Genomic DNA, 25,348 nt, shown 5'->3' on the forward strand with positions numbered 1-25,348 from the left:
TGTGTCGTACCCCACACTGAATCGCGGTGCCACCGTCCTCGGAGCCCTGGAGGTCGCCCCCGTGCAGACCCGGATCCTGCCCGTCAACGTGAGCCCGCCCGCGCGCGACACCGAGGCCGTCGAGGGCGGAGAAGAGCCCGAGACCGGGCCGGGGATCGAGCCCGCGGCCGGGACACCGGGCGAAGCGGACGCAGCGCTCGACGCCGTGGACGGCGAGCACGACGAGCACGACGAACACGCCGAGCCCGAGGTGCTCGAGCTGATCGAGCAGGCCCCCGAGCAGCGCGGGCGCGGCGAGAGCGGCGGCACCGGGGGCCCGTCCGCCGACCTGTTCCGCCAGTACCTGCGCGAGATCGGCAGGATCCCGCTGCTGACCGCGGCCGAGGAGGTCGAGCTCGCGCGCCGCGTCGAGGCCGGGCTCTTCGCCGAGGAGAAGCTCGCCAACACCCCCGACCTCGACCTGCGGCTCGCCCTCGACCTCGACCGGCTCGTCGTCATGGGCCGGATGGCCAAACGGCGGCTCATCGAGTCGAACCTGCGGCTCGTCGTCTCCGTCGCCAAGCGCTACGTCGGCCGCGGGCTCACCATGCTCGACCTCGTACAGGAGGGCAACCTCGGCCTCATCCGAGCCGTCGAGAAGTTCGACTACGCCCGCGGCTACAAGTTCTCCACCTACGCCACCTGGTGGATCCGCCAGGCGATGTCGCGGGCCCTCGCCGACCAGGCCCGCACCATCCGCGTGCCCGTGCACGTCGTGGAGCTCATCAACCGCGTGGTGCGCGTGCAGCGCCGCATGCTCCAGGAGCGCGGGTACGAGCCCACCGCCGAAGAGGTCGCCGTCCACCTGGAACTGACGCCGGAACGGGTGCTGGAGGTGCTTCGCCTGGCCCAGGAGCCGGTCTCGCTGCACGCGCCGGTCGGTGAGGAGGACGACGTCGCCCTCGGCGACCTGATCGAGGACGGCGACGCCGCCTCCCCGATGGAGTCCGCCGCGTTCTTCCTGCTGCGCGAGCACCTGGAGGCCGTGCTCTCGACCCTCGGCGAGCGCGAGCGCAAGGTGGTCCAGCTGCGCTACGGCCTGGCCGACGGCAGGCCCCGCACCCTCGAGGAGATAGGGCGCATCTTCGGCGTCACGCGCGAGCGCATCCGCCAGATCGAGTCCAAGACCCTCGGCAAGCTGCGCGACCACGCCTTCGCCGACCAGCTGCGCGGCTACCTCGACTAGGGCCTGGCCTGGCGTCCTGCGACGCACGGCGGGGGCGGGGCCCGGCACCGCCGGACTCCGCCCCCGCCCTCACCCGGACCCGTCCGGGCCTAGTCGACCTCGGCGACCGCCTGGGCGAACTGCGCCTCGTACAGGCGCGCGTACGCACCCTGCGCGATCAGCAGCTCCTCGTGCGTGCCCTGCTCGACGATCGAGCCGTTCTCCATCACCAGGATCACATCCGCATCGCGGATGGTGGAGAGCCGGTGCGCGATGACGAACGAGGTGCGGCCGTGCGCGAGCCGCGCCATCGCCTTCTGGATCAGCACCTCGGTACGGGTGTCGACCGAGCTGGTCGCCTCGTCGAGCACCAGGATCACCGGGTCCGACAGGAACGCCCGCGCGATGGTGATCAGCTGCTTCTCGCCCGCGCTGACGCCCGCGCCCTCGTCGTCCAGCACCGTGTCGTAGCCGTCCGGCAGGGTGCGGATGAACCGGTCCGCGTGGGCCGCCCGCGCCGCCTCCTCGATCTCGGCGCGCGTGACCTCGCGCGAGGCGCCGTAGGCGATGTTCTCCGCGATCGTGCCGCCGAACAGCCAGGTGTCCTGCAGCACCATGCCGATCCCGCCGCGCAGTTCCTCGCGGGTCATCTTCGCGATGTCCACCCCGTCGAGGGCGATCCGGCCGCCGGTGACCTCGTAGAACCGCATCAGGAGGTTCACCAGCGTGGTCTTGCCGGCGCCGGTCGGGCCGACGATCGCGACCGTCTGCCCGGGCTCCACGGTCAGCGACAGGTCCTCGATCAGCGGCTTGTCCGGCTCGTAGCGGAACGCCACCTTGTCGAGGGTGACCTGTCCGCGGACCGTCTCCGGGCGCTCGGGGACCTCGCTGTCCGGCTCCTGCTCCTGCGCGTCGAGCAGCTCGTACACCCGCTCCGCCGAGGCCACGCCGGACTGCACCAGGTTCGCCATCGACGCCACCTGCGTCAGCGGCATCGAGAACTGGCGCGAGTACTGGATGAAGGCCTGCACGTCACCGATCGACAGGCTGCCCGAGGCCACCCGCAGACCGCCGACGACCGCCACCAGCACGTAGTTGATGTTCGAGATGAAGAACATCACCGGCTGCATGATGCCGCTGACCAGCTGCGCCTTGAACGAGGCCCGGAACAGCGCCTCGTTCTGCTCGGCGAAGACCGCCGCGGACTCCTTCTGCCGGCCGAAGACCTTCACCAGCGTGTGGCCCGAGTACATCTCCTCGACGTGGGCGTTCAGCGCACCCGTGGACTTCCACTGCGCCACGAACTGCGGCTGCGACTTCTTGCCGATCTTCGCCGCGACGACCACCGACACCGGGATCGTCACCAGCGCGACCAGCGCCAGCAGCGGCGAGATCCAGAACATCATGGCGAGCACGCCGACGATCGTCAGCAGCGAGTTGAGCAGCTGGCCCATCGTCTGCTGGAGCGTCTGCCCGATGTTGTCAATGTCGTTCGTGGCCCGGCTGAGCACCTCGCCGCGCTTCTGCCGGTCGAAGTACGACAGCGGCAGCCGCGCCAGCTTGTCCTGGAGCTCCTCGCGCATCCGGAACACGGTGCCGTTCATGATGTGGTTCGACAGCCGCGTCCCGACCAGCATCAGCAGGCCGGCCAGGGTGAAGACCACCAGCGCCCACAGCGCCACGACCCCGACCGCACCGAAGTCGATGCCCTTGCCGGGGGTGAAGTCGGTGCCGGCCAGCATGTCCGCCATGCCGTCCTGGCCCTTGGCGCGCAGCCCGTCCAGGGCCTGCTGCTTGGTGATGCCCTCCGGCATCTGCCGGCCGACGATCCCCGCGAAGACCAGGTCGGTGGCCTGGCCGAGGATCTTCGGTCCGATCACGGTGCAGGTGACGCTGCCGAAGACGGCGGCGACCATGCCCCACAGTTTGGCCCGGTCGTGCGCGATCTGCCGCAGCAGCCGCTTGCCCGAGCCCTTGAAGTCCAGGGACCGCTGGGCCGGCCCCATCATCATCCGTCCTCCGGGCCCGCTCATGCGGCCTCCGCCTCCGTCAGCTGGGAGAGCACGATCTCCCGGTACGTCTCGTTGTCCGCCATCAGCTCGTGGTGGCGCCCCTCGCCCACGACCCGGCCCTCGTCGAGCACGATGATCCGGTCGGCGTCGCGGATCGTGGCGACGCGCTGGGCGACGATGACCACCGTCGCGTCCTCGGTCTCGCGGGACAGCGCCGCGCGCAGCGCCGCGTCCGTCGCGTAGTCCAGGGCCGAGAAGGAGTCGTCGAAGAGGTAGATCTCCGGGCGCTGCACGAGCGTGCGGGCGATGGCCAGGCGCTGGCGCTGGCCGCCGGAGACATTGGTTCCGCCCTGGGTGATCGGCGCGTCGAGGCCGCCTTCGAGCGCGGAGACGAACTCCGCTGCCTGGGCCACCTCCAGCGCGTGCCACAGCTCCTCGTCCGTGGCGTCGGGCTGCCCGTAGCGCAGGTTGGAGGCGACGGTCCCGGAGAAGAGGTACGGCTTCTGCGGCACCAGGCCGACCGTCGTGGCCAGCAGCTCGGGGTCGAGCCAGCGGACGTCCTCGCCGTCGACCAGCACGTGGCCGCCGGTCGCGTCGAACAGCCGGGCTACCAGGCCCAGCAGCGTCGACTTGCCGCTGCCGGTGGAGCCGATGACCGCGGTGGTCTCGCCGGGCCGGGCCACGAGGTCGACCCCGCGCAGTACGGGGGCCTCGGCTCCGGGGTAGTGGAAGTCGGCGCCGCGCAGTTCGAGCACGCCGGTGAGGGAGAGCTCGCGGATCGGCTCGGCGGCCGGGACCACGCTGGACTCGGTGTCCAGGACCTCCTGGACGCGCTCGGCGCAGACCTCGGCGCGCGGCACCATCATGAACATGAAGGTGGCCATCATCACGGCCATCACGATCTGCATCAGGTAGGCGAGGAAGGCCGTCAGCTGGCCGATCTCCATGCCGTTGCCGTCGATGCGCATCGCCCCGAACCAGATGACGGCGACGCTGGAGATGTTCACGACCACGATGACGGTCGGGAACATCAGCGCGAGCAGCCTGCCGGAGGCGAGCGAGACGTCCGTCAGGTCGGTGTTCGCGCCGCGGAAGCGGTCCTTCTCGTACGCGTCCCGGACGAACGCACGGATCACCCGGTTGCCGGTGATCTGCTCGCGCAGCACCCGGTTCACCACGTCCAGGCGCTGCTGCATCTGCCGGAACAGCGGCCGCGTGCGCCACACGATTGCGCCGACCGACAGCCCGAGGACGGGCACCACGGCCAGCAGCACGCCCGACAGCTTCACGTCGAGCGAGAGCGCCATGGCGATGCCGCCGATGCACATGATCGGCGCCGAGACCATCAGGGTGAAGGTCATCAGCACCAGCATCTGGATCTGCTGCACGTCATTGGTCGTACGGGTGATGAGCGACGGCGCACCGAACTGGCCGAGCTCCCGCGCGGAGAAGCTCTGCACGCGGTCGAATACGGCGGCGCGGACGTCGCGGCCGAGGGCCGCCGAGGTGCGGGCGCCGTAGTAGACGGCGCCGATGTTGCAGGCCAGCTGGACGACGGAGACGCCGAGCATCAGCGCGCCGAAGCGCAGGATGTAGCCGGTGTCTCCGTTGACGACACCCTTGTCGATGATGTCGGCGTTCAGCGTGGGCAGGTAGAGGCTCGCACTGGTCTGCAGCAGTTGCAGCAGGACCAGCAGGGCGATCGGTTTGCGGTACGGACCCAAATGGGTCCGCAGAAGTCGTATGAGCACGCGCAGGCTCCGTGGGAACGGTCGAGGGGGTTCGACCCATCTTCGGCCAACGCTGCGTGCAATCCCCACCGGTTTTCGCAAAGCCCGGTCAAAAGGAGGAGACCGCCGGGCGCGGTGCGTAGGACCCCGCACCGCCCCGTCCGGTACGGGGTCCTACGCCTGGAAGGCGCCCGGGTGGACCTGCTCGCGCGTGGCGACGTACTGCTGGCGCACCGCCTGCCAGGCCGGGTACTCCTCGTCCGGCTCGAAGAGCTGCGCCGCCGGACCCGGCCACACCGGCGGGGTGTGCGGGGCCAGCGTCCCCTGCTGCACCCCGAGGGCCCACGCCGCCTGCCGCGCCGCGCCCAGCGCCGCGTAGTCCGCCGGCGCCGGCACGACGATCTGCGTACCGAACAGCCCCGGGGCCGCGGCCTGTACGGCGGGCAGCTCGGCCGCCGCGCCCAGCAGGAACACCCGGCGGATCTCGACGCCGCGCGTGCGCAGGACGTCGAGCGCGTCCGCCAGACCGCACAGCATGCCCTCGAACGCGGCCCGCGCCAGGTGCTCCGGCTTCATGGAGTCCCGGCGCAGCCCGGTCAGCGTTCCGGCGGTGTGCGGCAGGTTCGGCGTGCGCTCCCCTTCGAGGTATGGCAGGAGGACGAGGCCGTGCGCGCCCGGCGTCGACTTCAGCGCGAGGTCGGACAGCCCCTCCAGATCGGTGCCGAGCAGCTCGGCGGTGCCGCGCAGGGTGCGTACGGCGTTGGAGGTGTTCACCACCGGCAGGTGCATGCCGCCGGCGTCGGCGAGGGAGGTGATCAGGCCGCCCGGCTCCGTCAGGGCCTCGTGGTGCACGGCCATCACCGAGCCGGAGGCGCCCAGCGACACCACCGCGTCGCCGGGGCCGAGGCCGAGGCCGAGCGCGGCGGCCATGGTCTCGCCGGTGCCGGCGGAGATCAGCAGCCCCTCCGGGGTCATCCCGGCGGCCTCGGCCGGGGCGAGGACCTCGGGCAGCAGCGCCATGTGCCCGAGAGCCAGCTCGACCAGGTCGGGTCGGTAGGCGCCGGTGGCGGCGGACCAGTACCCGGTCCCGGAGGCGCCGCCGCGGTCGGTGGTCCGCCGGGCGGGCCGCCCCAGCAGCTGCCAGACCAGCCAGTCGTGCGGGGACATGAGCACCGCGGTCCGCCGGGCCGCGTCCGGCTCGTTGCGGGCGAGCCAGGCGAGCTTGGCCACCGGCTGCGCGGCCTGCGGGACGGACCCGACGGCCTCGGCCCAGGCCTGCCGGCCGCCGAGCGCCTCGGTGAGGTCGGCGGCGGCGACCTGGGCGCGCTTGTCGTTGCCGACGAGGGCGGGTCGGACCAGGGCCCCCTGCGCGTCCAGCGGGAGCAGCCCGTGCTGCTGCGCGGAGACGCCTATGGCCTGGACCCCTTCGAGGAGTCCGTTGCCGGCGGCCTCGCCGAGCGAGAGCAGCCAGGCCTGCGGGTCGATCTCGTGGGGATGGAAGCTCTCGGGATCACCCGCCGGCTGGGGATGGGGCGCGTAGCCCTGGCGCAGTACGGCACCCGTGTCGGTGTCGCAGACGACGATGCGAGTGAAGGCGGAAGAGCTGTCCAGCCCGGCGACTATCCCCATGCGGAGAATTCTGCCGCACGGCGGGCCGGGACCCGCAGCCCGCGGGGCGGCGGATCCCGTGGGAACCGGGGCCGGCCGGGGCTGGACCCGGGCCGTCAGGTGTTGCTCGTGCCCCAGTCGTCGTCGGCGCCGGAGCCGGACCGGTTGCGCAGTGCGCGCACCCGTCCGGACAGCGAGGCGGGCACCGCGTGCCCGACCCGGTCGCCGACCGCCGTGAACGCCTTGCCCGCGATCTGCCGGCCGGTCTGCCCGGCGGTCTCGGCCGCGTTGCGCACGACCGGGTTCTGCGCGAGGTCCCGCGCGGACTTCTTCAGCTTCTCGTACCGCTCGCGTCCGGCGCGCGTGCCGAGCACGTACCCGAGGGCCAGTCCGACCACGAACGTGACCTTGTACCGCATGCCTGTCACCCTTCGTCGTGTGGTGCCCGGCCTGCGATCGATACCGATTGGCGGAGCACCCCCCTGCTTGCGCTAATCTATGACTCGCAACGGGCGCTCGCCCCCTGGCCAAGGCCGGAGGTGGGTCGTTCGGCGCAACGCAGCAATCCCCTGTAGCTCAATTGGCAGAGCAGCCGGCTGTTAACCGGCAGGTTACTGGTTCGAGTCCAGTCGGGGGAGCGCGATCCCCTGTAGCTCAATTGGCAGAGCAGCCGGCTGTTAACCGGCAGGTTACTGGTTCGAGTCCAGTCGGGGGAGCGGACGGAAGGGGACCCCGAGCGGGTCCTCTTTCTTTTTTTGTCCTGCTCCCGGAACCGGGCAGCCCGAAAACCGGTCTCTTTCAGCAGGCGCAGCCGATCATGCGGGCCCACCCGAGGCAGGAGATCGTATGAGCGGCTATGCTGCGGCAGACGGCGCGCACACGTGTACGCGCCACGCCGAGAAGGGGCGGTAGCTCAGCCGGTTAGAGCAGCGGACTCATAATCCGTCGGCCGTGGGTTCGAGTCCCACCCGCCCCACCGCAAGGTTGGTCAGCAGAAACGTTCTGACCTGCCGGCCTGGTGCCCCGCCCGGTCTTGCCGGGTCGGGGCATCTTGTCGTTTACCCCCTCGTGCGTGAGCGATGCGTGAGCGGCGGTTTCTGAGCCAGCGGCCAGCCGTGCCCGTGGCACGATCCGAGCAGCGCCCTCGGCCGCGGCCCTGTCGACCTCCGGCAGCAGGCTCGTGTACGTGTCTGAGGTGAGCGTGATCGGGGAGTGCCGCAGAGTCTCCTTGATGGTGTGAAGGTCTCCGCCGCCCGCGTGTGTCAGCGTCGCGGCGACAGGACGTAGATCACGAAGGCTGATCGGCGGCAGATCAGTCGTCGCGAGGATCCGCCGGAAGGTCTCGGACACCGTCTCCGGATGCAGCCAGGACCCGTCCTCCTGCGTGAAGACCTTCCCGGTATCCCGCCACGCCGCCCCGAACCTCAGCCGCTCACGGTTCTGCCGTGCGCGGAGGGCCCTCAGTACCTCCACCGTGCCGCTGTCGGGGGCGATGGTCCCCGCGCTGCCGTCGGTCTTCGGCGCGGACTCGTACGCCTCCCAGTTGTCCACGACGATCTCCCTGGCCGGCGTCAGCAGCCCCGCCTCCAGGTCCACGTCGGTCCACTCCTGCCCGACGCCCTCACCACGCCGGAGCCCGCGGAACGCGATCAGATGGAAGAACGCGTACAGCCGGTCCCCCTCCGCCGCATCGAGGAAGGTGCCGACCTGAGCCGGCGTCCACACCATCACGGGACTGGGCCTCACGCCGGTCTCGCGGCACCGCTGCATCCGCTCCTCGGTCCACAGCTGCGCCTTGGGCCGCTTCCCGGACGCCAGCTCGACGTGCGCGGCCGGGTTGAACGTCAGCAGCTGCCGGGCGATCGCGGCGTTCAGGGCGGCCCTGAGCGTCCTGCGGATGCTCTGCTGGGTCGCAGGCCCGGTGATCTTCCGATAGGCGGGCATGGCGGCCGGCTTGGCCTTCTCCGCATCCAGCCGCGCCCGCTCCGCCGCTGGCGGCCGACTCCCCTTTCCCCACTTACACCGAGCCGCCTGCTCGCGCCGGGCCTGGTTCTCGGTGGTGATCACCTCGTTCTGTCCGCGATCGCGCCGAACATCTCCTGTAGGTGCCCGACGTTCAGCCGGTCGAGCCGCACCTGCCCGATGCGGGGCTTGAGGTGCACGCGAACGTGGGAGCTGTACCCGCTGGTCGTGGTCCTGCGCGTCTTCTTGCCCGCTAGTCACATGTCCAGCCAGTCGCCCACCGTCAGACGGGACGTGAGCTTCTGCCCGGTCACGAACCGCCGCCGCGTCTCCTCCAGGCCCGGGATCGGCCCCTTCTCGTCCGCGACCAGCTCCAGCAGCTCGGCGATGTGCCGCCGCCCCTCGTCGTCCGCGTCCGGCAGCGCCCAGCAGCGCCCGTATCCGGTCGAGGTCGGCCTGCGCCGCGACCTTCGTCTCGTAGCCACCCCGGCTAATACTCCAGTGCGGTTTCGCGATCTATCCCAGGAGTCCACACAACCCCTGATGATCACGCGGTGGCCGCACCCGTCCCCAGCTGGGTCCGTTACAAGACCGCGAAATCAGGACGGATTACCAGGAGTCCCGTCGCCCTCGACATTGGCCACCATCTTGCGCAGTACCTTGAGCGCGGCCACGTACTCCTCGTCGCTGATGCCCTTGTGGACCACGGCGCGTATCTCAGTCGCCAGCTCACGGAGCTGCGCTCTGGCGGTCTCCCCGGCATCCGTGAGGTGCAGGCGCTGCCCGTCGTCGATCCGGAGCCATTCTCGGTGGAGCAACTGGTCGACGACCCTGGCGATTTCGTGCGGCCCGTCGGCAAGGTGCGTCAGCTGCGTGACCACTTCCTCGCGGTTCGGCGCCGTGGGACCGCCGCTCACGCGGTTGAGTACCCAGTACTGCGGCTGCGTGACGTCGATCTTGGCCATGGCGTCACGCAGATGCCGGGTGACGGTCGTATGGGTCAGGCCGCACCAGTAACCGACCGGCTGAGTGGCCAGCATGTCATCGGTGGCGGCCGGGTTCGCCGGCGCCTGGTCGGTGGTGGTTCCGGTCAGTGATTCCATGATCGCGACGCTACATTCCCCCGGCGCACTGAACAATCGGAATGCGGTATTCACCGCAACTCGGCCTGGGTGCATATCGGAAACGTCGGCCACCGTCATTCTCGGGTCTGCCGCAGCCTCGCGCGCCGCCATGCCACGGCCCGACGCAGCCACTACCGACGACGACTCACTCGCGCAGCCGGCGGGTACATCACGAAACCGCACTGGAGTACCAAACGACCGCCGCCGGTCGTCCTCGTGCGGCGGCAGCTCCTGCCGCACCGAGTAGCTACCGTGCCGCCGCTGCTTCAGCTTCGGGCACTTACTGCCGAACGGTTTCCCTGTCTTGGCATCCCTGCAATGGCAACGACGATATGTCGAGCCCTTCATACGTTGTCTCCTTGGGGGCTGTTCTGAGATATCGACCGGCATTTAGCCGAGCCTGGAGCTGCCCCTACTTGACCCTAGATGCCCTTACCTTTCCCTATCCTTCCTTGCTTTTCGAAATCACGTGGACGCGATTTTGGTTGGGATATCCGTAGAGGGGGTCGCGGCCGCCGTGGCGCGTTGAGGGTGTCAGGCGTATGGCTCTGACCTGCTGGAAGCGTCGCTAAGACGTCGTTTCCTTTGGTGCGCGCGGTCGTTGAAGAGTTCATGACGGATCTGGTCGAACGGCTGGTGCCCGACGAGTTGTGGGAGCTGTTCCGGCGGGTGGTGCCGCCGACGGAGGTGATACGCCCGCAAGGCGGCGGCCGCCGGCGGGCAGGCGACCGCGAGACGCTGGCGGCGATCGTCTTTGTGGCAACCTCGGGCTGCACCTGGCGGCAGTTGCCGCCGCTGTTCGGGCCGTGTTGGCAGACGGTCTACCGGCGGTTCGCCCAGTGGAGCCGGCAGCAGGTATGGGCCCGGCTCCACCGCGTCGTCCTCGACGAACTCGGCGCCCGCGGCGAGCTGGACTGGTCGCGGTGCGCGATCGACTCGGTCAGCGTCCGGGCGGCAAAAGGGGGCCGCTGACGGGACCGAATCCGACCGATCGCGGCACACTGGGATCGAAGATCCACCTGATCACGGACCGGAACGGTCTGCCTCTGTCGCCGGGCATCTCCGGCGCCCACATGCATGACAGCCTCGGCCTGCAGCCGCTCGTCCGAGGCATTCCGCCCATACGCTCCCGCCGCGGGCCACGACGCCGACGCCCGGACAAGCTCCACGCGGACAAGGGCTACGACTACGACCACCTGCGGCGATGGCTCAGCAAGCGAAAGATCCGGCATCGCATCGCCCGCAAGGGCATCGACTCCTCACAGCGCCTGGGCCGCCACCGCTGGTCGTCGAACGGACCGTGTCATGGCTGGCTGGCTGCCGACGCTTACACCGTCGCTACGCACGCAAGGCCGAGCATTTCCTGGCGTTCGTCGGCATCGCCGCAGCCCTCATCGGCTACCGCCGACTCGCCAAATGAATCGGCGTCTGAACGGGCACGCGATTGCCCTCGCCGCCTTCTGGGCGATCCGCATACAGCTCGCCTACCTCTACCTCTACCTCTACCTCGACACCGCCATCAGCAAGTTCGGCGTATCCGACTGGGCCAACGGCACCGCGGAGTACTACTTCCTGCGGGACAACATGTTCGGCATCAGCGAACCACTGGACGGATTGTTCCTGGAACTGTCCAAGATCCCTGTGGTGGTGGTCGGCATGACCTGGGGGGCGCTGGTCGTGGAGCTGATCATCGCGGTGTGCCTGCTCGGGTCGGACCGATGGCGCAAAGTCGCCCTGGTATTTGACGTCCTGCTCCATGGGATGATCATTGTGACCATGGGGCTGTGGAGCTTCGCCCTGGTAATGATCGGCTGTGCGGTCATCGCCGCCACGCCCACGTCGGTTGCCCCGCGGGCCGAGGAACCGAGCGAACCGAATGAGGGAAAGCCCGCGTTCACCCGTTCGCCGAGCGAAATCGGCGCGGCCTGACGGAAGGATGACTGATCATCTGCGGTGCGAGGTCGGGCCCATGGCCACACTGACGGCAGAGAATGTCTGTGCAGGGTATCGGAGCAACGCCGTCTTACGGGATATCAATCTCGTATATGACCCGGGGGTTCACATACTGCTCGGACCCAACGGTTCCGGCAAAACGACGGCCTTCCGGGTTCTCTCCGGGATCGTCCCCGACTCAGGGGACCGTCCTGGTCAACGGCAAGAACCCCCACCGTCAGGCGGATGCGAAATCCGCGATCGGCCTCGCCGGCCATCGGTCGGCGCTGGCGCACCGGCTGAGCGTGGTAGACAACTTGCGCTACTGGGCCCGTGTACTGGGCCTGGCATCTGGGCCTTCGGAGGCACGGATCGCCGATGTCCTGGCGCTGCTCGGACTGGAGGGACTCGCCGATGAGCGGGTCGGCAGCCTGAGCCGCGGCCAGAACCAGCGAGTCGGCCTGGCCAAAGCGTTCCTCGGCCGCCCCCCGATCCTGTTGCTCGACGAGCCGATGTCCGGTCTCGATCCGACCATGGCAGAGCAGCTGTCCGACCATCTGAAGGGGCTGGCCGATCACGGGCCACACCATCGTCACCTCCACGCATGCCCTGACCGAGGCGCATCGGCTGGCCGACGACGTCACAGTCCTGCACGGCGGCCGGATCGTCGGTCGCGGCGAGCCGGCGGCGCTTCGGGCAGCCCTGCTGGGCAGCTCCTATCGCCTGCAGATACGCGGCACGGGTGACGTACCCGCTGCCTTGGAGAGACTGGGCCATCGTTGGGAGCGGCAGAGAACAGGTCCGGTCGTCGTCGAGGTGGCTTCCGAGAAGGCCGCGGAAATCCTGGTGGCGGGGCTGGTCGGACAAGGCGTGGGGGTGCATGAGGTGGTACCCGTGCGCAACCCGCACCCTCGGCGCGGGCCTGGCCGTACGGAACGTCATCGGCGCCGAAGCCGGGGTCGGCGCGCTGGAGGCGATGCTGGCGGCTCCGTACACCGCGGCCAGCATCGCCGGCGGGCTGCTCGGTTATGCCCTCGTCGTCACCACCAGCCAGTGGTGGTGATGACCGCGCTCGGAGCACTGGCCCTGGCCATCTCCGACTGGCTCCACCACGACAGCCTTTCGCCGGACGGTGGATACCTGGCATTGGCCCTTGGCCTGCCCCTGCTGGCGGCCTGGGCAGGTGCCGCCCTCGCCCTCATGCTCAGCCTGCTCTTCCCGCGCCTGGCCCAACCGGGGCAGGCAGGCCTTGCGGGCAATGGCGGTGCCCTCGTCAGCATGGTCGCCATGGCGCCCGGCTTCGGAGCCCTGCTGGCGCTGGCGCTCGGCCTGACCGAACTCGGACCGATCAGGCTGTTGATCAGCGCAGGCGGCATCACCGCCCTGATCACGGTGTGCGCCCTGGTCGGCGCCGCACGTGGATTCCGTCCGGAATCGGTACTCGGTTCCTCCTGATCGATCCAAGGATCCACTGATGACGAAACTGATTGTCGACATCCGGCCTTCCCTGGTCGCGCTGCCGTTCCACCGCGCTTTCACCAGGCCGCTGGTGGAGATCGACGGCATCGAGCGGGAAGCGGCGTGGGGAACGACGGAGGTCGCCGTCGAGGCCGGGGCGCACCGCTTGGCGGTGTACTTCCGCTATCGCGGACAACGAACGGCCCGGCTGGGCGTGGGGCACGAGGAGTTCACGGTGGACGGTTCGATGTCTGAACTCCGAGTGACCGCACGGCTCGGCGCGCGCAACGGGAGCAGCTTCCGCGTGGTCATCGGCTGACGGTGCGATTCGGCGGCGCGTCGTCGCCCCTGCGGCGGTCGGCGTCGAGCCCGGGACAGCCGCAGGCGAAGAGACGTTCCCGCCTGCGGCTTCGGTGTATCGGGTGCTAGAAGTTCTCCGTTTCGTCTGCCAGGTGGTGCAGGACGTCCGTCAGGTTCTCCCGGCGGGCGAAGGCCCTGCGCTGGCGGTGGGCGCCCGAGCCGTCGCGCAGCAGGCCGCCCATGGTTTTCGCCGCGTGGTCCAGCTCGCCGGAGGCCGCCAGTTGCGGGGCGACCCGGTCCAGCAGGGCCTCGGCGAGGTCCGCCGCCGGGAGTTCCGCTCCGGTGTACGGGTCGAGGCCGAAGCCCTCCAGGCCGTCGTGGGCCGCCCGCCAGCGCGCCAGGCGCAGTACGTCGTCCCGTACCGCGGGCTCCGCCCGGTGCTCGGCGATGTCCCGCAGGGCGGTGGCCACCAGTGCGCGGACCAGCTCGGCCTGGAGGATGGCCGTGTCGATGTCCGGGGACATGTCGGGCGCCCGGATCTCGAGCGTCGGCCAGTGTCCGGACGGGCGGAGGTCCCAGTAGACCATCTTGGTGTCCAGGGCGGCCCCCGAGCGCAGCAGCGTCTGCACGGTGAGCCGGAAGTGGGCGGTGGACGTGAAGTGCGGGGGCAGCCCCGCCGACGGCCAGCCCGACCAGGCCATCGACCGCCAGCTGGCGTGCCCCGTGTCACGGCCGCCCCAGAACGGCGAATTCGCGGCCAGGGCGATCAGGGTGGGCAGCCAGGGTCTGACCCTGTTGGACACGGCCACGGCCGTGTCCACGTCGAAGGTGCCGACGTGGATGTGGCGGCCGCACGAGACGAGCGTGTCGGTGAGCGCGCCGAAGCGGCGGTGCTGCTCGCGCTGGCGCGGCTCGTCGTCGGTCAGGTGCAGCGGCCCGTCCACGGCCACGACCGGCGAGGGGGCGGCCAGCAGCCGGCAGCCGTGCGCGCGGGCCGCCCGGGACAGGGTGCGCCGCAGCGCGGCCAGCTCCTCGCGCAGTTTCGGCGCCGAGTCGGCGACCGGGGTGGAGATCTCCACCTGGTAGCGGGTGCCCTCGGCATGCACTTCGGCGGGCAGGCCTGCGGCGGTCTCGAGGACGAGCGGGGCGGCCGGGACCACCCGGAAGGTGCGGGCGTCGACGAGGAGGAACTCCTCCTCGACCCCGACCGTCAGCGGAGCCGTGCGGGGGACGGGAACGGTGGTGACAGAGGGGACGTCGTTGTCCGCGTTGCCGGTGCTCGTGGTGCTGTTGCCAGGTTCGATCACTACGCCTCCCTGGACATACGAGTCTTTTCATCATGAGCCGAGCAGCGGGCGGCGAGCGCACGTCGATTCAGTCAAATGTCGGTGGCCAGTGGCGCGTTCACGGCAAGGATCCGGCCGGTCCGGTACCCCGGGTCCCGGTGGGGCGACTGTTGCGGGTGCGTGAACGGCGTGAACGGTACTCAAGCCGCCGCCGGGCCGCCGGTTATCATCCGCTGTGACTGGAACGAGCACGCCGACCCGGCGCCCGACGCGGATACTCGCCGACCTCACCCCGCTGCGCAGCTCCGCCGACTACCGGCGGCTGTGGGTCGGCGGAACGATCTCCTGGGTCGGCCAGGCGATGACCGCGCTCGCGATCTCGCTCCAGGTCTACGACATCACCCGCTCCAGCTTCGCCGTCGGACTCGTCGGGCTGTTCACCCTCGTCCCGCTCGTCGCCTTCGGGCTCTACGGCGGGGCCATCGCCGACACCGTCGACCGGCGCAAGCTCGGCCTGTACAGCTCGGCCGGCCTCACCGCCCTGTCGGTCGTGCTGGCCGCGGCCGCGCTGCTCGGATACCACCGGGTCTGGCTCCTGTACACGATCGTCGCGCTCCAGGCCGTCTGCGGTGCCCTCGCCGGGCCGGCCCGCTCCGCCATGATCCCCCGGCTGCTGCCCGCCGAACAGCTGCCCGCCGCCAACGCCCTGAACTCGGTCACGATGACCTCCGGCACGATGATCGGCCCCATGCTCGGCGGGCTGGTCGTCGGCTGGGCCGGCTACCAGGCCGCGTACCTGATCGACGCCGTCACCTTCTGCGCCTCTCTCTACGCGATGTGGCGGCTGCCGGCGATGCTGCCCGACCGGGAGGCCGGCAAGCGGGGGCGGGCCTCCGTCCTCGACGGCCTGCGCTTCCTCGGGACCCGCCCCAACATCCGGATGACCTTCTTCTCCGACCTGGCCGCCATGGTGCTGGCCCAGCCGAAGGCGCTGTTCCCGGCCATCGCCGTGCTCTGGTACGGGGGCGACGCCCGCACCGTCGGCCTGCTGGTCGCCGCGCCCGCCGTCGGGGCGCTGCTGGGTGGCCTCTTCTCCGGCTGGCAGGGCCGGATCCAGCGGCACGGCCTGGCGATCCTGCTGGCCGTCGGCGCGTGGGGCCTGGCCATCGCCGTGTTCGGCCTCACCCGGAACCTGTGGCTCGGGTTGTTCTTCCTGGCGCTGGCCGGCTGGTCGGACACCATCTCGATGGTCTTCCGCTCCACGATGATGCAGTCCGCCACGCCGGACGAGATGCGCGGGCGCCTGCAGGGCGTCTTCATCGTGGTCGTCGCCGGCGGGCCCCGGCTCGGCGACTTCCTCGCCGGGACCGCCGCGGACCTCGCCTCCCCGGCCGTGGCGATCACCGGCGGCGGCCTCGCGTGCGTGCTGGTGCTGGGCCTGCTCGCCCTGCGCTGGCCCGGCTTCGCCCGCTACGACGCCCGCTCGCCACAGGCGTAGCCGGGGCGCGGGGCGCCGGCCGGCAGGACGTCCACGGGTTCGCGGGTGCGGTCGCCGCCCGCGGTGCCGGTGTTGACCGTGCCGGTGGGTTCGAACAGCAGGACCGACACCTCCTCGTCCGCGACGGGGCAGTGCTCCACGCCGCGCGGCACGACGTACAGCTGGCCCGGGCCGAGGACGACCTCGCGGTCGCCGTTGTCGCCGCCGCCGGCTCCGTCGCGGAGACGGATCCGGAGTGTGCCGCTGATCACGAGGAACAGCTCGTCGGTGTCCTCGTGGGCGTGCCACACGAAGGCGCCGCGGAGCTTGGCGGCCCTGACCTCGTAGCCGTTGACGCGGGCGATGCGGCGCGGGGCCCACGGTTCGTCGAACCCGGACAGGATCAGGGAGATGTCCACCGGCTGCGGTGCATTCGTGGTCGTCATGGGACGAGGCTGCCGGAGCCAGGGCGGGCCGGTCTTGTACGTTCCTGACATGGCCGCGATACGTCCGCGCAGCACCGTGTCCGCCTGGCAGCCGCAGGTTCCCGGCATCGCCGAGGTGTTCCACGCCCGGTTCACCGACCATGCCTACCCGGCCCATGTCCACGACACGTGGGCGCTGATGGTCCTCGACGGCGGGCGCGTCGACTTCGCGCTGGACCGCGAGCGGCACGGCGTCGGGGTCTCGGACGCGGTGGTCCTGCTGCCGCCCGGGGTCGCGCACGACGGGCGGACCGTCACCGAGGCGGGCTTCCGCAAGCGCGTGCTCTACCTCGACACGACCGTGCTGCCGGAGCGGTTGACCGGGGCGGCCGTGGATGCGCCCCTGCTGCTCGACGGGGCGCTGCGGGAGCGGGTGCACGGGCTGCACCTGGCGCTGGGCGGGCGGGACGCGCCGGCCGAGCGGTTCGAGGCGGAATCCCGGCTGGCGTTCGTGGGGGAGCGGTTGCGGGGGTGGCTGGCGGGGCGACCGTCGCCGGAGTCGGCCGTCCCGGCGCGGGGGCGAGGGACCGCGGTTCGGCTGCGCGAGCTGCTCGATGCCCGCGTGGTGGAGGGGATCACGCTGGCCGAGGCCTCGGCCGCGCTGGGCGGAGTCCACCCGACGCACCTGATCCGCAGCTTCCGGCATGCCTTCGGGCTGCCGCCGCACGCGTACCTGACGGGGCTGCGGGTGGGGCTGGCCCGGCGGCTGCTGCTCGCCGGGGCGGGCCCCGCAGAGGTCGCCGTCGCCGCCGGGTTCTACGACCAGGCCCACCTGACCCGGCACTTCCGGCGGTACGTGGGCACCGGCCCCGGCGCCTTCGCCCGCGCCGGCCGAGACGGCTTCTCCGGCGGTTGAGCGGGGAATGCCCGGCGGAGCCGGGGCCACCGGGGCCCCGCCCCGGACCCCGCGCCTCGAACGCCGGCGGGGCTGGATGTGCGCCGGCCTACGCCGGGGGCCGGGGGGTGACGATGCCGCGGGCCACGCCCAGGGTGACCAGGTCCTGGGGGCGGATGCGGAGTTGGTCGGCCGTGGCCGGGGCTTCGGACGGGGGGCGCTTGAGGATGGCCGCGGCCAGCTCGGGGGCGATGACGGAGAAGTAGCTGTCCGGTGTGACCCAGGTGTTGCCGGGCGCGGCCAGGGCCAGGGCCCCGCCGGAGCCGCCCTCGCCGATCAGGAGCGCGGTCACCGGCACGGCGGCCGCGGCGACCGCGGCGAACGTGTCGGCGATGGCCGCGCCGGCCCCCGCGTGCTCGGCCGCGGCGTCGTTGGCCGCGCCGGGGGTGTCCACCAGGGTCAGCACGGGGATCCCGAGGCGGTCCGCGAGGCGGATCACGCGGGCGGCCGTGCGGTATCCGGCCGGGCGGGTCGCCGTGCCGCACTGGGCGGCGTACGCGACGGCCCGGCCCTCGCGCAGCCCGAACCCGCACAGCATGCCGGGGTCCGTGCCGCCCGCCCGGTCGCCGGACAGCGGCAGCCGCAGCGAGAAGTACGCGTCGAGGTAGGCCTCGGCGTGCGGCCGGTCGGGGTGCCGGGCCTGCCGTACGGCGTCCCAGCCGCCGGCCGGGGGCGCGGCGTCGGCGAGCGCGGCCGGCGGTTCGACCGGCTCGGCGGAGCGGGGCGCGGCCAGCACGCGCAGCCAGTCGGCCAGGACGCCCGGCAGCTCGGCGGGCGGCACGACCGCGTCGACGTGCCCGGCGGCGAACTGCCCCTCCGCGGTGTACGCCGCCGGGTCCGCGTCCGCGGGCCGCACCCGGGAGCCGGCGAAGCCGACCTGCGCGCCCGGGAGCGCGAGGACGACGTCGGCCCCGGCGCCGAGGGTGGCCCAGCCGCCGCCGGTGGTGGGGTCGCGGAGCACGGCGATCTGGGGGAGTCCGGCCGCCCGGGTCAGGACGCACTGGCGGGCCACGCGCTGGAGCTGGGTCAGGGCGAGCATGCCCTCCTGCATGCGGGAGCCGCCGGTGGCGATCAGGGAGACCAGGGGGAGGCGGTGCTCGCGAGCGTGGGTGTACGCGGCTTCGAGCCGGTCTCCGGTGCGTTCGCCGAGGGAGCCGCCGAGGAAGCCGAACTCGAAGGAGATGACGGCCGTTCGGTGGCCGCCGATCAGGGCGGTGCCGACGACCACGGACTCCTGCTCGCCGGTCCGGTCCGCGGCGCGGGCACGGGAGTCGTCGTAGCCGGTCCAGCCGAGGGGCCCGTCGGGGGCCGAGTCCCGCCGGGGGGCGGGCAGTTCGGCGAAGCTGCCGGGGTCGGTCACGGAGGCGATGGCCGCGCGGGCCGAGAGGCGGGTCGTCGTCACGGGCTCACCCTAGGGGGTGAACGCGCCAGTTTTGGATCTTGCCGGGGCAGGTAGGGGCGGGCAGGTCTACGGCAGGGGGAAGGCGATCTTCACGGCGTAGACCGCGACGAGCCCGTAGCCGAGGCGGAAGGTCCACGTCCGGACCGCGGGCGGGATCCTGCGCCCGGCGAGGGCGCCGAGCGCGACGAGGGCCTGCTGCCACAGGAGCGAGGCGACGGCGACCCCCGTGACGAAGGCGCCGGCGGCCGCGGCGGTGTCGAGGGCGGCGGCCTGGGCGGTGGTGAGGGCGGCGAAGTAGAGGGCGGTGGTGGGGTTCACGGCGGTGAGCCCGACGTACCGCCCGAACGCCCGGCCCACCCCGCCGCGCCGCCGGGCGAGGCCGGGCCGGCTCCCCGCCGTGGCCGACGGGAGGGCGGCGGCCACGGCCCCGGGGCCGGCCGGCGGGGCGGGGGCGGTCGCGCGGGCCGCGCCGCACAGGCCGCGGGCCGCGATCGCGAGGAGGGCCACCGCTGCGAGCAGGCGGATCCAGGCTTCGACCGGGCCCACGTGGGAGGCGACCCAGGGGCCCAGCGCCGTGGCCAGGGCCGCGTAGCCGAGGTCGACCGCCGCGACCCCGGCCGCCGCGGCGACGGCGGTGCGGCGGTCGCGCATCGCCTCCTGGAGCAGCAGCACGCTCATGGCACCCATCGGCATCGCCACGCCCAGCCCCGCGGCCGTGCCCGCCAGGGCGGGAGTCAGTAGTTCCGTCATGGACGGCAGCGTGCGGTGCCCCGCGGCGGGCGCGGCAGCGGATATGGGCCGTGGCTGCGAGAATCGCGGCATGGACCGCCTCGACAGGGAAATCCTCGGCATCCTGCAGCGGGATGCGCGGATCTCGTACCGGGACCTCGGCGTCCGCGTCGGGCTGAGTGCCAACGCCGCCGCCGACCGGGTCCGGCGGATGCGGCGCGAGGGGGTCATCCGGGGGTTCACCGTCGTCGTCGATCCGGCCGCCGACACCCGCGGCGGGCTCGTCGTCTTCATCGACCTGACCCTGCGCCAGGACACCACCAACGAGGAGTTCGAGCAGAAGGCGGCCGCCCTGCCGGGGATCACCGAGATGGTCCACGTGACGGGGGAGTACGACTACCTGGTACGGGCCAGGGCCGCCGACCCGGCCGCGCTCGACACCCTGCTGCGCCGCCTCAAGCGGGAGGCGGGCGTGGCCCAGTCCAGCACCCGGATCGCACTGCGGGCCGCCGGCCGCCCGCCCGGCGGCGGCCTCGCCTGAGGCCGGCCCTAGAGCGCCGCGTCCCAGGTCAGCGTCGTCCCGCGGGTTCCCCTGCGCGTGCGGCCGTCGTCCGTGACCGTCAGGCGGACCCGGTCCGGGGCGGCGTCCACCTCCACCTCGATCGAGGTGACCTCGGCGCGCCGGTGGGCCGCGGCCAGGGCGCCGCGCAGGGCCGCGAGCAGGTCCTTGGCCACCGGGTCGGGGATCAGGGCGTCGACCGCGCCCGCGAAGTGCACCGACGGGGCGAAGCCGAGCAGGACCGCGGCGCCGCGGGTCTCGCGCAGCACCCGCCCGCGGAAGGTCGCCGGCGCGTCGGTCGGCGGCTGCTGGAGGGCGAAGATGGCGGTGCGGACCTCCTGGATGGTGGAGTCCAGCTCGTCCACGGCGCGGGCGAGTTCCTCGCCGACGGTGTCCCCGGACGCGGCGGCCGCCGACCGCTTCTTGGTGCTCTCCAGCATCATCTCCGTCGCGAACAGCCGCTGGACCACCAGGTCGTGCAGGTCCCGCGCGATCCGGTCGCGGTCCTCGTAGACGGCGAGCTGCTCCCGGTCGTGCTGCGCATCGGCCAGGACCAGGGCCAGCGCGGCCTGGGAGGCGAACTGCGAGGCCAGCAGCCGGTCCACGGCGTCGTACGGCCGGCCGCCGCGTGCCCGCGGCAGGGCGAGGGTGCCGATGAGCTGCCCGCCGCTCTGGAGGGGCAGCATCATGCTCGGGCCGAAGCGCTCGCGCACGGGCGTCGTCATCCGCGGGTCCGTCGACGAGTCCTCGATGAACACAGGCTCGCCGCCGAGCAGTTGCTCCAGGACCGCCGAACCGGGCGCGATGGTGGTGCCGACGAGGTCGCCGGGGTCGCCGTGCGTGGAGGCGGCCACGATCTCCATGCCGCCTTCCGGGGTCGGCTGGAGGATCACCCCGGCGGCCGCGTCGGCGAGCAGCCGGGCCCGCTCGGCCACGCACATCAGCGCGTCGGCGGCCGGCCGTCCGGCCAGCAGGGCGGTGGTGACGGCGGCCGCGCCCTCGATCCAGCGCTCCCGGCGGCGGGCGGTCTCGTACAGGCGGGCGTTGCCGATGGCTATGCCCGCCTGCGAGGCGAGGACCCGCACGAGGGCCAGGTCCTCGGGCAGGAACGGGCCGCCGACCCGCTTCTCGGTGAGGTAGAGGTAGCCGAAGACCTCCGTGTGGACCCGGATCGGGACGCCGAGGAAGCTGTGCACGGGCGGGTGGCCGGGCGGGAAGCCGGGCGCGCGCGGGTCCTTCGCCAGGTCGTCCGGCATCAGCGGGCGCGGGTCGCTGATGAGGGTGCCGATCAGCCCGCTCCGGCCGTCGGGCAGGCCGAGGATCGCGGCGCGCTCCGCCTCGCTCATCCCGGCCGTGTACAGCCCGGTCAGCCGGATGCGCTCGGGGTCGACGACCCCGAGCGCCGCGTACCGGGCGCCGCAGATGTCGGCGGCCGAGTCCACGAGGTGCTGGAGAGTGGTGCGCAGCTCCGGCTCCGAGCCGACGCCGAGGACCGCCTCCAGCAGGACGGGGAGGCCGGCCCCCTGGTCGGGGGTCATTCGGACAACGGGTTGAGGACCATCGGGGCGATCTTCCCTTCGAGCATCTTGCCGAGCCCGAGCACGGCGCACACGTCCGGCCTCTCCGCGATGGCGACGGGCATGCCGGTGGCGTCGCGCAGCATCTGGTCCAGGCCGGGCAGCAGGGCGCTGCCTCCCACCATCATGATTCCCCGGTCCGTCAGGTCGGCGACCAGGTCCGGCGGGCAGTCCCGCAGCACCTTGCCGATGCCGTCGAGTACGGCGGTCAGCGGGGTGTGGATGGCGTCCCGGACGGCCGCGGTGTCGACGTGGACGGAGCGGGCGAGCCCGGTGGACACGTCGCGGCCGTGGATGAGGGTGGAGGCGGGGCCCTCGGCGGTGATGCCGTTGCCGTGCAGGGCCAGCTGGAGCGGCCGGACGGCCTGGCTGGGCAGCATCAGCTCGTGGGCGTGGCGCAGGTGCTGGACGACGGCGTGGTCGATGGCCTCGCCGCCGACGGGGATCCGCTCGGCGGTGACGATCGAGCCGAGGGAGAGGACGGCGACCTGGGTGGCCGCGGCCCCGCAGACCATGATCATCGTCGCGGTCGGCTGCTCCACGGGCAGGCCGCAGCCGACGGCCGCCGCGATCAGGGTGTCGACGAGTTCGACGTGCCGGGCGCCGAGCCCGACCAGCGTCTCCACGGCGGCGCGCTGGGCGAGCGGGTCGGCGTCGTACGGGGTGCAGGCGGCCGCCCGCAGCCGGGGCTTGCGGCGCAGGGCGCGCCGCAGCTTCTCGCCCAGGAGGTGACGCAGCATCCGCTGGGCCATGTCGATGTCGACGACGGTGCCGCCGGAGACGGGGCGGACCACGCGGATGTAGTCGGGCGTGCGGCCGGTCATCCGCTCGGCGAAGGTGCCCACGGCGATGAGCGCGCCGGTGCGGGTGTTGACGGCGGCGACACTGGGTTCGTCCACGACGAGGCCGGCGCCCTTGACGTACACGCGGGTCCTGGCGGCCCCGAGGTCGACGGCGACGTGGCAACGGCGCAACTGCTCAAGACTGACGGTCACGGCAGATCCTCCCGAGAGCGCTGACGCAAGAAGACCGGCGGCTGCCGGTTTGCACTCCATATCTTCTCGGGCGAATGGGGCATAGCGCCCGTTGAACTGCTCCGGCCGGGGTGTGCCGCAGGGGGCGTGGGGTGCTGCACGGGGGTGGATTTCTGTACCGACAGGCACGACGATGCGCGCATCGCCCGCGCTACTCGCGCGTAACAAGGTAAGGGGACATCGATGCTGACGCCCCGCCGGAGAACGGCCGCGCTCCTGACGGCGTGCCTGACGCTCTGCCTGGCGCTCCTGGGCCTCCGGGCGCCCGCTCCGGCGCAGGCCGCACTCCCGCCGGCGCAGGCCGCAGTCCCGTCAGACGCCAAAGTCCCGGCACCGGCTTTCGGGCCGGCCGCGCCCGCGCACCGGCCCGTCGTCCTCGTCCACGGCTACAACGCCGACCCGGGGGTATGGGGTTCCCTGCGCGCGCAGCTGCGAGCGGCCGGGTACGCGGACTCGGAGCTCTTCTCCTGGGGTTACGACACCCACCGGTCGGTCAACGAGGTCCTGGCCGGACAGCTCGGCGCGTACGTGGAACAGGTCCGCCGGCAGACCGGCGCCGCCGAGGTCGACATCGTCGCGCACTCCTTCGGATCGCTCGTCAGCCGCTGGTACGTGAAGTACGGCGGCGGCAGCGCGAGCGTGGGCCACTGGGTCTCGCTGGCCGGCCCCAACCACGGCACCTCGACCGCCTGGGCGTGCGCCCTGTGGGATCAGGCATGCCGTGACATGACCCCCGGCTCGTACGTGGTGAAGAACCTGAACACCGGGGACGAGACCCCGGGCGCGGTGAAGTACGCGGCGTTCTGGTCGAACTGCGACGAGGTGGTCAACCCCGACAGCAGCGTCGCACTGGCCGGGGCCGCCAACACCCCGGTCGGCTGCCTGAACCACAACGACCTGCTGGGCGACGGCGCCACCGCGGCGGGGGTGCGGGCCTTCCTCGCGAGCTAGTCGGAGGACGGGCCCGGCCTCGGTTCAGGGAGCGGTGCCCGGCGCGAGCTCGGCGCCGTCCACCGTCACGCGCTGGAGCAGGCCGTACGTGAACTCCGCCACGCACGGCCGCCCCTGCGCGGTGAACGCCAGCCGCCAGCGGGTCGGTGCGGTGCCCTCCATCGGCCGCACCGGGGCGAAGGCCCGCGCCACCTCGTCCACCGTCGCCGACCAGGGCCGCAGGTCCTGCGGGGCGCCGAGTACGGGTCCCGGCGCGCCGGGGGCGCGGACCAGCCACTCGTTCCACACCGCGCCGTCGGGCGCGGCCAGCACCTCGAAGCGCAGGTCCGGCCAGAGCGGCAGCGCCCACAGCAGGGCCTCGCACCGCAGGTCGCCGATGGTCCGCGGAGCCGTGGACTCCGGGGGGCCCAGCACCGAGCGGTAGCGGGCCAGGGCCCCGCGCGAGCGGGGCGAGCGGACCATCGCCTGCCAGCGCTTGTTGGCCTCCCGCTGGTCGGCGAGCGAGGCGCCGAGCCGCCGCCGGGCGTCCTCGGCCAGCTCCGGCCGGAAGTCCGCCATGCGACGCAGCAGCACCAGTTGGAACGCGGTGCGGCCGAAGGGTCCGGACGGCGGTGTGGTGGTCATGGACTCAACGATTCCACACAGGACCTTTACGAACTCGCGATACGGATGTTGCTTCGAACGGCGTAGCGTCAGGGCGCCATGGACTACTGCCACGCCTGCCGGAGGCACCTCAACGGCGCTCTGGCGTGCGCCGGGTGCGGAACCCCGGCCGAGTACCTGCCTCCCGTCGCGCCGCCGGGCCCCGCCGCGACCGCCGCGCCGTACGAGGGGGCTGCGCCGTACGGGGCCGCCGGGTCGTACGCGGACAGCGCTGCGTACGGGGGCAACGGGTCGTATGGGGCCGCGGGGTCGCCCGCGGCTCACGCGCCGTACGAGTCCCATGCGCCGCACGAGTCCCACGCGCCCTACGAGTCCCATGCGCCGTATGAGCCCCACGCGCCCCGCGGGGCCGCCGCCGGGCCCGAGCCGGAGGCGGCCGACCCGTTCACGGACTCCCTCGTCGAGCTGGCCGGGCCGTACGAGCGCCGCGCCGGGGCCCGCCGCCGGGCCGAGACGCGCCGGCGTCGGCGGATGCTGCTCAGCGTCGGGCTCGGGCTCGCGCTCGCGGTCGGCGGCTCGGTGGTGCTGGCCCGCATGCTGGCCGAGGGGGAGCGCTCCGACCGCGCCGCCAAGGTGATGCTGACCGACGGGAACGGTCCCGAGGAGCCGGCCCCGCTGCCGAGCCGTACCGGCGGGCCTGCCGCTCCGGCCTCGCTGAAGCCGGTCAAGGCCTCCGGCGGGGCGAAGGCCTCCGCGGGTGCTGCGCAGCCGGGGCAGCCCGGGGATTCCGCCTCGGGCGCGGCGCAGCCGGGTCCCGGGGTGTCGGCCTCCGCCTCCGGGGACTCCGGAGCGCAGCCGGGCACCGGGAAGGGGCCGTCCGTAAAGCCGGGACAGTCGGGGCAGCCCTCGCCGAGCGCCTCGGGCACGGCGCAGCCGCAGCCTGTGCCGCCGCCGCAGCCGAGTCCGACGCCGACGAAGCCGCCGAAGTCCTGCGTGCTGTGGATCTTCTGCTGAGCGGGT

The 25,348-nt window shown here is 72.3% G+C and carries 23 protein-coding genes, 3 tRNA genes and 2 pseudogenes; 15 read left to right on the forward strand and 13 right to left on the reverse strand.

Going from position 1 to position 25,348, the window contains the following annotated elements; translation table 11 throughout:
* The first annotated feature begins 1 nt into the window (after nt 1).
* Nucleotides 2–1,225: an RNA polymerase sigma factor gene (locus AB0F11_RS05575; protein WP_362168745.1), complete on the forward strand. Its 1,224-nt coding sequence runs from the start codon at nt 2–4 to the stop codon at nt 1,223–1,225.
* 89 nt (nt 1,226–1,314) lie between these two features.
* Here the strand turns inward: AB0F11_RS05575 and AB0F11_RS05580 are convergent, their stop codons facing one another.
* The 4 genes from AB0F11_RS05580 to AB0F11_RS05595 form a co-directional block, all read right to left on the reverse strand.
* Nucleotides 1,315–3,237: an ABC transporter ATP-binding protein gene (locus AB0F11_RS05580; RefSeq protein WP_362168747.1), complete on the reverse strand. Its 1,923-nt coding sequence runs from the start codon at nt 3,235–3,237 to the stop codon at nt 1,315–1,317.
* On the reverse strand, nt 3,234–4,967 hold the full coding sequence (locus AB0F11_RS05585) for an ABC transporter ATP-binding protein (protein ID WP_362168749.1): 1,734 nt from the start codon (nt 4,965–4,967) through the stop codon (nt 3,234–3,236). The genes AB0F11_RS05580 and AB0F11_RS05585 overlap by 4 nt, the downstream gene beginning before the upstream one ends.
* A 153-nt stretch (nt 4,968–5,120) precedes the next feature.
* Nucleotides 5,121–6,575: an FGGY family carbohydrate kinase gene (locus AB0F11_RS05590; protein WP_362168751.1), complete on the reverse strand. Its 1,455-nt coding sequence runs from the start codon at nt 6,573–6,575 to the stop codon at nt 5,121–5,123.
* Nucleotides 6,576–6,670: 95 nt separating this feature from the next.
* Nucleotides 6,671–6,973: a YtxH domain-containing protein gene (locus tag AB0F11_RS05595; RefSeq protein ID WP_362168753.1), complete on the reverse strand. Its 303-nt coding sequence runs from the start codon at nt 6,971–6,973 to the stop codon at nt 6,671–6,673.
* Between the two features lie 146 nt (nt 6,974–7,119).
* Here AB0F11_RS05595 and AB0F11_RS05600 point away from each other — a divergent pair.
* From AB0F11_RS05600 to AB0F11_RS05610, 3 genes are all read left to right on the forward strand, one after another.
* A tRNA-Asn gene (locus AB0F11_RS05600) sits at nt 7,120–7,192 on the forward strand.
* Nucleotides 7,193–7,197: 5 nt separating this feature from the next.
* Nucleotides 7,198–7,270 (forward strand) — tRNA-Asn (locus AB0F11_RS05605).
* A gap of 186 nt (nt 7,271–7,456) precedes the next feature.
* Nucleotides 7,457–7,530: transfer RNA gene (locus AB0F11_RS05610), tRNA-Ile, on the forward strand.
* Between the two features lie 137 nt (nt 7,531–7,667).
* Here the strand turns inward: AB0F11_RS05610 and AB0F11_RS05615 are convergent.
* Both AB0F11_RS05615 and AB0F11_RS05620 read right to left on the reverse strand, forming a co-directional pair.
* A pseudogene (locus AB0F11_RS05615) lies at nt 7,668–9,032 on the reverse strand (site-specific integrase); the annotation flags it as partial.
* 83 nt (nt 9,033–9,115) lie between these two features.
* Nucleotides 9,116–9,619, reverse strand: a complete 504-nt coding sequence (locus AB0F11_RS05620; RefSeq protein ID WP_362168905.1) for a MarR family winged helix-turn-helix transcriptional regulator — start codon at nt 9,617–9,619, stop codon at nt 9,116–9,118.
* A gap of 633 nt (nt 9,620–10,252) precedes the next feature.
* Here AB0F11_RS05620 and AB0F11_RS05625 point away from each other — a divergent pair.
* The 6 genes and pseudogenes from AB0F11_RS05625 (at nt 10,253) to AB0F11_RS05650 (ending at nt 13,349) form a co-directional block, all read left to right on the forward strand.
* Nucleotides 10,253–11,060: pseudogene (locus AB0F11_RS05625) on the forward strand (IS5 family transposase).
* The gene (locus tag AB0F11_RS05630; protein ID WP_362168755.1) at nt 11,057–11,569 is read left to right on the forward strand and encodes a hypothetical protein; all 513 of its coding nucleotides are present in this window, start codon (nt 11,057–11,059) and stop codon (nt 11,567–11,569) included. Before AB0F11_RS05625 ends, AB0F11_RS05630 begins: the two are co-directional and overlap by 4 nt.
* A gap of 116 nt (nt 11,570–11,685) precedes the next feature.
* Nucleotides 11,686–12,318: an ATP-binding cassette domain-containing protein gene (locus tag AB0F11_RS05635; protein WP_362168756.1), complete on the forward strand. Its 633-nt coding sequence runs from the start codon at nt 11,686–11,688 to the stop codon at nt 12,316–12,318.
* 134 nt (nt 12,319–12,452) lie between these two features.
* Complete coding sequence (locus tag AB0F11_RS05640; RefSeq protein ID WP_362168758.1) at nt 12,453–12,635, forward strand: hypothetical protein; 183 nt, start codon at nt 12,453–12,455, stop codon at nt 12,633–12,635.
* Nucleotides 12,626–13,027, forward strand: coding sequence for a hypothetical protein (locus tag AB0F11_RS05645; protein WP_362168760.1), 402 nt, complete (start codon nt 12,626–12,628; stop codon nt 13,025–13,027). The genes AB0F11_RS05640 and AB0F11_RS05645 overlap by 10 nt, the downstream gene beginning before the upstream one ends.
* Nucleotides 13,028–13,046: 19 nt before the next feature.
* Complete coding sequence (locus AB0F11_RS05650) at nt 13,047–13,349, forward strand: hypothetical protein (protein WP_362168762.1); 303 nt, start codon at nt 13,047–13,049, stop codon at nt 13,347–13,349.
* Nucleotides 13,350–13,455: 106 nt separating this feature from the next.
* Here AB0F11_RS05650 and AB0F11_RS05655 read toward each other — a convergent pair whose 3' ends face one another.
* Nucleotides 13,456–14,637 (reverse strand): glutamate--cysteine ligase, encoded by a 1,182-nt coding sequence (locus AB0F11_RS05655; RefSeq protein WP_362168764.1) that lies wholly within the window; start codon nt 14,635–14,637, stop codon nt 13,456–13,458.
* 214 nt (nt 14,638–14,851) lie between these two features.
* On the opposite strand from AB0F11_RS05655, the gene AB0F11_RS05660 reads away from it, so the two are divergent.
* Complete coding sequence (locus AB0F11_RS05660; RefSeq protein WP_362168766.1) at nt 14,852–16,114, forward strand: MFS transporter; 1,263 nt, start codon at nt 14,852–14,854, stop codon at nt 16,112–16,114.
* Here the strand turns inward: AB0F11_RS05660 and AB0F11_RS05665 are convergent.
* The gene (locus tag AB0F11_RS05665) at nt 16,087–16,539 is read right to left on the reverse strand and encodes a cupin domain-containing protein (protein WP_362168768.1); all 453 of its coding nucleotides are present in this window, start codon (nt 16,537–16,539) and stop codon (nt 16,087–16,089) included. The genes AB0F11_RS05660 and AB0F11_RS05665 overlap by 28 nt on opposite strands.
* Nucleotides 16,540–16,588: 49 nt before the next feature.
* On the opposite strand from AB0F11_RS05665, the gene AB0F11_RS05670 reads away from it, so the two are divergent.
* Complete coding sequence (locus tag AB0F11_RS05670) at nt 16,589–17,434, forward strand: AraC family transcriptional regulator (protein WP_362168770.1); 846 nt, start codon at nt 16,589–16,591, stop codon at nt 17,432–17,434.
* Nucleotides 17,435–17,522: 88 nt separating this feature from the next.
* Here the strand turns inward: AB0F11_RS05670 and AB0F11_RS05675 are convergent, their stop codons facing one another.
* Nucleotides 17,523–18,875 (reverse strand): carboxyl transferase domain-containing protein, encoded by a 1,353-nt coding sequence (locus AB0F11_RS05675; RefSeq protein ID WP_362168772.1) that lies wholly within the window; start codon nt 18,873–18,875, stop codon nt 17,523–17,525.
* A gap of 66 nt (nt 18,876–18,941) precedes the next feature.
* A complete protein-coding gene (locus tag AB0F11_RS05680) occupies nt 18,942–19,625 on the reverse strand; it encodes a lysine transporter LysE (RefSeq protein WP_362168774.1) in 684 nt (227 codons plus the stop codon).
* A gap of 70 nt (nt 19,626–19,695) precedes the next feature.
* On the opposite strand from AB0F11_RS05680, the gene AB0F11_RS05685 reads away from it, so the two are divergent.
* Nucleotides 19,696–20,145 (forward strand): Lrp/AsnC family transcriptional regulator, encoded by a 450-nt coding sequence (locus tag AB0F11_RS05685; RefSeq protein ID WP_362168776.1) that lies wholly within the window; start codon nt 19,696–19,698, stop codon nt 20,143–20,145.
* Between the two features lie 8 nt (nt 20,146–20,153).
* On the opposite strand, the gene AB0F11_RS05690 is transcribed toward AB0F11_RS05685, so the two are convergent.
* Together AB0F11_RS05690 and AB0F11_RS05695 are read right to left on the reverse strand one after the other, a co-directional pair.
* Nucleotides 20,154–21,701, reverse strand: coding sequence for a GAF domain-containing protein (locus tag AB0F11_RS05690; protein ID WP_362168778.1), 1,548 nt, complete (start codon nt 21,699–21,701; stop codon nt 20,154–20,156).
* Nucleotides 21,698–22,735: a rod shape-determining protein gene (locus AB0F11_RS05695; RefSeq protein ID WP_362168780.1), complete on the reverse strand. Its 1,038-nt coding sequence runs from the start codon at nt 22,733–22,735 to the stop codon at nt 21,698–21,700. The genes AB0F11_RS05690 and AB0F11_RS05695 overlap by 4 nt, the downstream gene beginning before the upstream one ends.
* A gap of 222 nt (nt 22,736–22,957) precedes the next feature.
* On the opposite strand from AB0F11_RS05695, the gene AB0F11_RS05700 reads away from it, so the two are divergent.
* Nucleotides 22,958–23,725 carry a triacylglycerol lipase gene (locus AB0F11_RS05700; protein ID WP_362168781.1) on the forward strand — a complete coding sequence of 256 codons (768 nt, stop codon included), beginning with the start codon at nt 22,958–22,960 and terminating at the stop codon, nt 23,723–23,725.
* 24 nt (nt 23,726–23,749) lie between these two features.
* Here the strand turns inward: AB0F11_RS05700 and AB0F11_RS05705 are convergent, their stop codons facing one another.
* A complete protein-coding gene (locus tag AB0F11_RS05705) occupies nt 23,750–24,349 on the reverse strand; it encodes a hypothetical protein (protein WP_362168783.1) in 600 nt (199 codons plus the stop codon).
* Between the two features lie 78 nt (nt 24,350–24,427).
* Here AB0F11_RS05705 and AB0F11_RS05710 point away from each other — a divergent pair, with 78 nt between their 5' ends.
* Nucleotides 24,428–25,342: a hypothetical protein gene (locus AB0F11_RS05710; protein WP_362168785.1), complete on the forward strand. Its 915-nt coding sequence runs from the start codon at nt 24,428–24,430 to the stop codon at nt 25,340–25,342.
* The last annotated feature ends 6 nt before the right edge of the window (nt 25,343–25,348 follow it).

Origin of the sequence: Streptomyces sp. NPDC032472, assembly GCF_040636955.1 — a bacterium.
Taxonomy (GTDB): Bacteria; Actinomycetota; Actinomycetes; order Streptomycetales; family Streptomycetaceae; genus Streptomyces.